This window comes from Comamonas sp., from assembly GCF_036666375.1.
Lineage (GTDB): Bacteria > Pseudomonadota > Gammaproteobacteria > Burkholderiales > Burkholderiaceae_C > Comamonas.
Window position 1 is genome coordinate 33,880 of sequence record NZ_JAVWWA010000039.1, and the last position, 6,424, is coordinate 40,303.

The 6,424-nt window shown below is 59.4% G+C and carries 5 protein-coding genes and 1 pseudogene; 1 reads left to right on the forward strand and 5 read right to left on the reverse strand.

Annotated features, from left to right (window positions below):
- The first annotated feature begins 46 nt into the window (after window positions 1-46).
- Complete coding sequence (locus RR928_RS11720) at window positions 47-1,036, forward strand: tripartite tricarboxylate transporter substrate binding protein (RefSeq protein ID WP_332537074.1); 990 nt, start codon at window positions 47-49, stop codon at window positions 1,034-1,036.
- 74 nt (window positions 1,037-1,110) lie between these two features.
- On the opposite strand, the gene RR928_RS11725 is transcribed toward RR928_RS11720, so the two are convergent.
- The 5 genes and pseudogenes from RR928_RS11725 to RR928_RS11745 all read right to left on the reverse strand — a co-directional run.
- Window positions 1,111-2,142 (reverse strand): porin, encoded by a 1,032-nt coding sequence (locus RR928_RS11725; RefSeq protein WP_332537072.1) that lies wholly within the window; start codon window positions 2,140-2,142, stop codon window positions 1,111-1,113.
- 177 nt (window positions 2,143-2,319) lie between these two features.
- Window positions 2,320-3,777 (reverse strand): aldehyde dehydrogenase family protein, encoded by a 1,458-nt coding sequence (locus RR928_RS11730; protein WP_332537070.1) that lies wholly within the window; start codon window positions 3,775-3,777, stop codon window positions 2,320-2,322.
- Between the two features lie 44 nt (window positions 3,778-3,821).
- Window positions 3,822-4,787: a Bug family tripartite tricarboxylate transporter substrate binding protein gene (locus RR928_RS11735; RefSeq protein ID WP_332537068.1), complete on the reverse strand. Its 966-nt coding sequence runs from the start codon at window positions 4,785-4,787 to the stop codon at window positions 3,822-3,824.
- Between the two features lie 33 nt (window positions 4,788-4,820).
- Window positions 4,821-5,783, reverse strand: a complete 963-nt coding sequence (locus tag RR928_RS11740; RefSeq protein ID WP_332682608.1) for a Bug family tripartite tricarboxylate transporter substrate binding protein — start codon at window positions 5,781-5,783, stop codon at window positions 4,821-4,823.
- Between the two features lie 522 nt (window positions 5,784-6,305).
- A pseudogene (locus tag RR928_RS11745) lies at window positions 6,306-6,424 on the reverse strand (electron transfer flavoprotein subunit alpha/FixB family protein); the annotation flags it as partial.

Sequence of the window (6,424 nt, forward strand, 5' to 3'; positions counted from 1 at the left end):
ACGTCTGTTCAGCGACCGCTTCCCGATAAAAACCAAGGAGACAAAAATGAAAAAATTCCAGATATCGCGCAGAAAGCAGAGCATCTTGCTGGCCGCCTGCCTGGTAATTCCCGGCTTGGCCCTGGCCAATGAGGATTGGCCCAGAAAGCCGATCAAGATGGTTGTGCCTTTTTCGCCCGGCGGCAGCAATGACAATATTGCGCGGCTGGTGTCGATCAAGATGGGGGAAAGGCTGGGGCAGCCGGTGATTGTCGAGAACAAGGTGGGCAGTGGCGGACTCATTGGCTCCGACTCGGTGGCCAAGTCGCCGGCCGACGGCTATACGCTGCTGTTCACTTCTTCGTCGATCGTGACCAATGCGGTCAGTGGCAAGAAGGTGGCCAACGATCCGCAGAAAGCGTTCACCTCCATAGGCAAGATCTGCTCCAGCCCTTTTGCCATCGTCACGTCGACCAAGGTGCCGGGAACGAAACTGTCGGAATTCATCGCCTATGCCAAGGAAAACCCCGAAAAAATCCACTACGGAACGGCTGGCGTCGGCGGTATGAACCACCTGGCCACAGAACTTTTTGCCCGGGCGGCCGGAATCCAGATCGTTCATGTCCCGTACAAGGGGATCAGCCAGTCGTACAACGACTTGATGGGTGGCAGCCTGGAAATGATGCTGCCCAGCCTGACGTCCATCGCGCCGCACATCACTGCCGGCAAGGTGCGCGGCCTAGCGGTCACCAGCCGGACCCGCTCGCCGCTGCTTCCCGACGTGCCCACGGCCATCGAGGCCGGCCTGCCTGGCTTCGAGCTGGAGGTCTGGTTTGGCCTGATGGCCCCGGCCGGATTGCCCGCAAAAATCACCCAGCAACTCAATACGACGCTCAACCAGGTGCTGGCCGATCCGGACGTCGTCAAGGCCTTTTCCAAGGAGGCAGTCACGGCCTTGCCCGGAACGCCCGATGAGTTGAAGAAACAGATTGCCAGCGACACCGAGATGTGGAAGAAAGTCATACGCGACAACAACATCAAGCTCAACGAAAACTGAAGTTCGACAGCATAAAGGGGGGCCTGAATTTTCAGGCCCCCCTTTTTCGTGGAGAATTTCCGGCCGCAGCGGCTTTAGAAATTGTGGCGCAGGCCGACTTCCAGGCCGGTCATCGAGCGGTTCGGCAGCGTTTTGAAATTGACCGCCGTGAAGCTCCCACCGTTGCGGTTCTTCAGATAAGCAGCGGTGCCGTACAGCGCCGTTCTTTTGGAAAGGTTGTGCACGTAGCCCACGGCGATCTTGCTGCCTTTGGGCTTGTTGACACCATCGTTTTCTGTGGCGGAATAGGAGGCGCGGATCTCATTCGTGCCGATCTGCTGCCTCAGACCCAGTAACCAGCCTTCGGTTTTGATGAGCGCCTGCTGGTCGTGGTTGAAATTGAACGAGACCGTGGTCGTGCCAAAGTTGTAGTTCGCGCCCATGTTGCGATAAACCGCCGAGCCGCCTTGCAGGTTGGTGCTGGCGAACGAGGCCTCGACCATCATCGGCCCCTTGGCGTAGTTCAGGCGGACACCGTCGCCGCTGCCATACTTGTCGCCGCTGCCTTCACCAAACCAGTGCTGCAGCTTGAAGCTCAGGGAATTGGCCAGCAAAGGAGAGACGTAGGCAATGGAGTTGGACACCCGGATCCCGTTGGGATTGTTGCTGCCTGCGTAATTCAGTCCAATGCCGATGCTGACGCCGAACGGGTCGAATTTCCCCGTGAACGTTTCGTAGGTCGGCGACCAGTCGCGCCCGCCCTGGAGGGTGCCCCAGGCGTTCTTGAGAGTGACAATGGCTTTGCGGTCAAAAGACAGGCCTCCGCCGGCGCTGCCTGTGACATGGGGCTGGTTCTTGACGTTGATGGGGGCAAAGGTCCCGTCATCGGCATAAAAGCCCGATTCCAGCCAGAAGCCAGCCTGCAGGCCGTCGCCCAGGTCTTCCGTGCCGCGGATGATGAGCTTGCTGGTGGCATTGCCGCCGCTGGCCAAGCCAGTGCGGCTGTCACCCGAGCCCCGCACATGCTGCACGGCTGCATCCACCGTGCCGGAAATATGCAGCCCGGATTGGGCATGTGCCGCGGCGCAAGCCAGCGTGAGCGGTGCCAACAGGAAAATTTTGTTCATGATTTGTCTCCTTCAGATTTATGGACTTCGCACCCAGCAGGGGGCAAAGCGGCTGCTGAAGCCAATGCACTTCAGGCACGCCGACGGCTGACCATGGGCCTTGTGGGCCACGGCCAAACCTCGGCGAAATCGGTTTTTTGTCAGGCCTGCCAGAGGGCAGGCGACCGGGATTGAAAACTAGATGGCGCAGTCGATGTGCTGGGGCACCAGGAACTCACGCAGGCCGTCCAGGCCCCATTCGCTGCCCAGGCCGCTGAGCTTGCAACCGGTCATGGGGGCATCCGGGCGCAGGGGGCTGCCGCCGTTGATTTGCACCGTGCCCACACGCAGTTGTGGCACCAGCTTCAGACATTGGTCCTTGGTGCCGAACAGATAGGCCTTGAGGCCCAGCTCGGAATCATTGGCGATCTGGATGGCTTCCTCGACGCTGCGGTAGGTAAGCACCACCGACACCGGGCCGAATACTTCTTCGCGCGCCAGCTCGGACTGGTTGTCGAGGCCGCCGACCAGCGCCGGGTTGAGAAACCAGCCTTTGCGCATCGCAGGGCGGCCGCCACCGGCGACGATCGTGCCTTTTTGCGCCGTGGCGCGCCCCAGCATGGCTTCGATGCGATCGCGCTGGGCCGAAGTGATCACGGGGCCGACGATGGTGGCCGGATCGCGCGGGTCGCCGACCGTTATTTTTGGGTAAGCCTGCTGGCTGGCTTGCAGGAATTCCGCATAGCGCGACTCTTCCACCAGAATCCGCGTGGGCGATCCGCAGCCTTGGCCGGCATTGCGCGCATAGCGCGCATGCAGGCTGAACGCATATTGCTCGTAATTCACGCCGGGCAGCATGATGGCTGCCGACTTGCCGCCAAGCTCCAGCACCGCGCCACGCAGCCCTTGCGATGCCTGCTGCAGCACGCTCTGGCCGACGGCGACCGAGCCAGTGAAGCTGACTTTGTCCACATCCGGGTGAGACGTCAGTGCGCGCCCTACGTCGGCCGCACCGGCCAGGATGTTGACCACGCCTTCGGGGAACCCTGCGCGGCGCACCAAATCATTGAGCAGCATGACTGCCATCGGAGCCAGGGGGGAGGACAGCAGCACGGTGGTGCAGCCCATGGCCAGCGCCGCGCCGATTTTTGTGAGACCGATCAGCAGCGGGTAATTGAAGGCCGAAATTGCAGCCACCACGCCCACTGGCCGGTAGAACACGGTGCTCACCCCCGTATGGGCGGGATTGAAGCCCAGCTGACGGGTACGGTCCTGGGTGGCCTGCTCGGCGAACCAGCGCAAAAAGGCCACTGGCGTGTCCACGTGGTTGGACTTGAGGTTGATTGGTGTGCCGATCTCCTCGATCAGGGCTTCCATCAGCGCATCGCGGTGTTCCTCTATCAGATCGGCGAATTTGAGCAGCACCGCCTTGCGCATCGCGGGGCTTTGCCATGCCGGACGCTGGAAAGCGCGTTTTGCCGCCATCACGGCGGCCTCGACCTGGGGCACCGATGCGCCGCGGAATCCCGCGACCAGTTCCTCGGTCGCGGGATTGACCACCCGCAGCCATTCACCGCTGCCTTCCACATCCTGGTTGTTGATCAACAATTTGGTGCTGAGGTTGACGGCCAGGTTGCTGCTTACTTTCTTGTCCATGTCGTTGTTCCTTTTGGCTTGAATGAATAGGGGGACCTGCGCCATCAGGTCATTTCCAGCCCGGAGTCCTTGCTCAGCCGTGCCCACAGCGTGATCTGCTCCTGTACGAAGCGCTTGAATTCGGCCGGGCTGGATCTGGCGCTGAGGATTCCCAGGCCGGAGAGGTATTTTTCGGTTTCGGATTCGCTGAGGATGGCCACCAAGGTCTGGTTCAGGCGTTGGGTGATGGCTTCGGGCAGGCCAGCGGGGCCGAAGAACCCGGCCCAGGACACATAGCGGTAGCGGGGCAGGCCGAGTTCGGCCAGGGGCGCGACGTCGGGCAGCGATGACAGCCGCTGGGCAGACGTGATCCCCAGAATGCGCAGCTTGCCGGCCTCGACGAAGGGGCGCACCACGAGCGGGTCGACCAACATGAAGTCCAGCCGGCCGCCGACCAGATCGGTGCAGGCCTGCACCACGCCCGGATAGCTCACGCCCACTGCATCCACGCCAGCCTGGCTCTTGAATAGCTGGGCGGCGACCAGGCTTCCGGTATTGCCCGTGCCATAGCTCAATTTTCCTGGGTTGGCCTTGGCGTGCTGCACCAGCTCGGTCACGCTCTTGGCGGGCACATCGCTGCGCACGACCAGCAGCAGTGGGTTGGTGACGCACTGGGTGATGGGGGTGAAGTCCTTGACGGGGTCGTAACCGAGGTTCTTCATCAGGTACAGGTTGGCCGCATGGGTCGAGTTGGTACCCAGGAACAGCGTGTAGCCATCCTTGGGCGACTTGACCACGTGACGGGCCGCCAAAACCCCTTGGGCGCCGATCTTGGATTCCACGATCACGGGCTGGCCCAGGGCCTTCCCCAGCTTTTCACCCAGAAACCGGGCCAGCAGGTCCGAGGTGCTTCCCGGTGGGAAAGAAATGATCAGCTTGATGGGTTGCGACGGAAAGACTTCATTGCTCCATGCGGAAAGACACAGGGCGGCAGTCGAGGCGAGCAGCAAGTTTCTGCGATGGAGTGGCATGGGGTCGGCCTTGAAAGCGAGATGTGCCTGTGATCAAGCGGGAAGGATTGCGGAATCCTTGGTGAGCTTTTCCCAGACCTTTATCTGGTCGCGCACAAACTGCGAGAATTCGGGTCGGCTTTTATGCACTGGAATCATTCCAATGCCGTCGAGAAAAGCCGCGACATCCGGATCTTTCAAGGCTTTGGAAAATTCACGATGCAGAAGATCGGCATTTTCCGGCTTGATGCCCGCAGGTGCGAATATTCCAATCCATGATGAGTATTCAAACTGAGGAAGGCCCATTTCGGCGATGGGTTGAACTGTCGGGAAATTGTGCAGTTTCTGTCTGGAAGTTATACCCAATACACGCAGCTTTCCGCTGTTGATGAATGGTTTGATGATCAACGGGTCCGTGACCATGAAATCGAGACGTCCGGCGATAAAGTCCTGGATGGCCTGGGAGTTACCTTGGTAATTAACGCCTACTGCGTCCATGCCGCCTTGCTTGAGCAGCATTTGAGAGCACACCAGGCTGCCGGTATTTCCTGCGCCATAGCTCATTTTTCCGGGGTGGGCCCGTCCATATTGAATGAACTCCTCGAAGTTCTGGATAGGCAAGTCGGCGCGTACTACCAACAACAGCGGGTTGATGGTGAATTGGACAATGGGCGTGAAGTCCTTGACAGGATCGTAGCCAGGATTTTTGAATAAATACTGGCTTGCGGCATGGGTGGAGTTGGTTCCCAGTAGCAGGGAATAACCATCGTTGCTCGCACCGGCCAATATTTTGGTGGCAATGGTCCCCTGTGCTCCAGGCCTGGTTTCTACGATGAAAGGTTTACCGAGGTTGCGAGCAGCGACTTCGGATATTTTTCGCGCCACCAGATCGGAGCTTCCGGGAGCGAAAGGCGCGGTGATCTTGATGGGCTTTGAAGGATACTTTTCTGTTTCGCTGGCGTGTATATATCCCGCTTGCGTTGCCAGAAATGCCTGCAGCAAAATTCTTCGATTCATTGTCTGTCTCCTCGCGCCTGAAGCATGTGGCGCGTATTGTGTTTTTTGTGAATCAGTGCGCATGAAATGCGTGCGTTAATCTATGGATTGACGTGTCCGATCAAACGCTCTGAGTACAGTCAAACTGTAGGTTGGGGCTTGTGCAGTGTCCATGGACAAATTCAGGACGTCGTGTTCGGCATTCCTGAATGAAAAAGGGAAAACCCTGAACGCACGCGGCTCTGTGTTTTTCATCAGATATTTTTGAACTGGCGATGGCTTGGCCAAAAAAAAAGAGGGGCGTCGATGCCCCTCCAAAAGCTCCCACTTCGCAATTGTTTTTATGTCGTGCTGGCGCCGGGTGGGTCGCTTTCGGGCCTGCTGCGGCTTGGCTCGACGCAAGGCGCCTGCGTTGTGGCATGCGTGGTTCCAGACGCCGTGGTGCTTTTGGCCGCCGGTGGCTTGTGCTGCGCAGTGGCTTGCTGCGCGCGCAGCTGCGTCAGATAGAGCCGGAGCAAAGCCATGGCGAGGTCCTCCCGTGGCTCAGACCGTGGCGGCCAGTTCCGGCACGGCGCTGAACAGATCGGCTTCGAGGCCGTAGTCGGCGACCGAGAAGATGGGCGCTTCGGGGTCCTTGTTGATCGCCACGATCACCTTGGAGT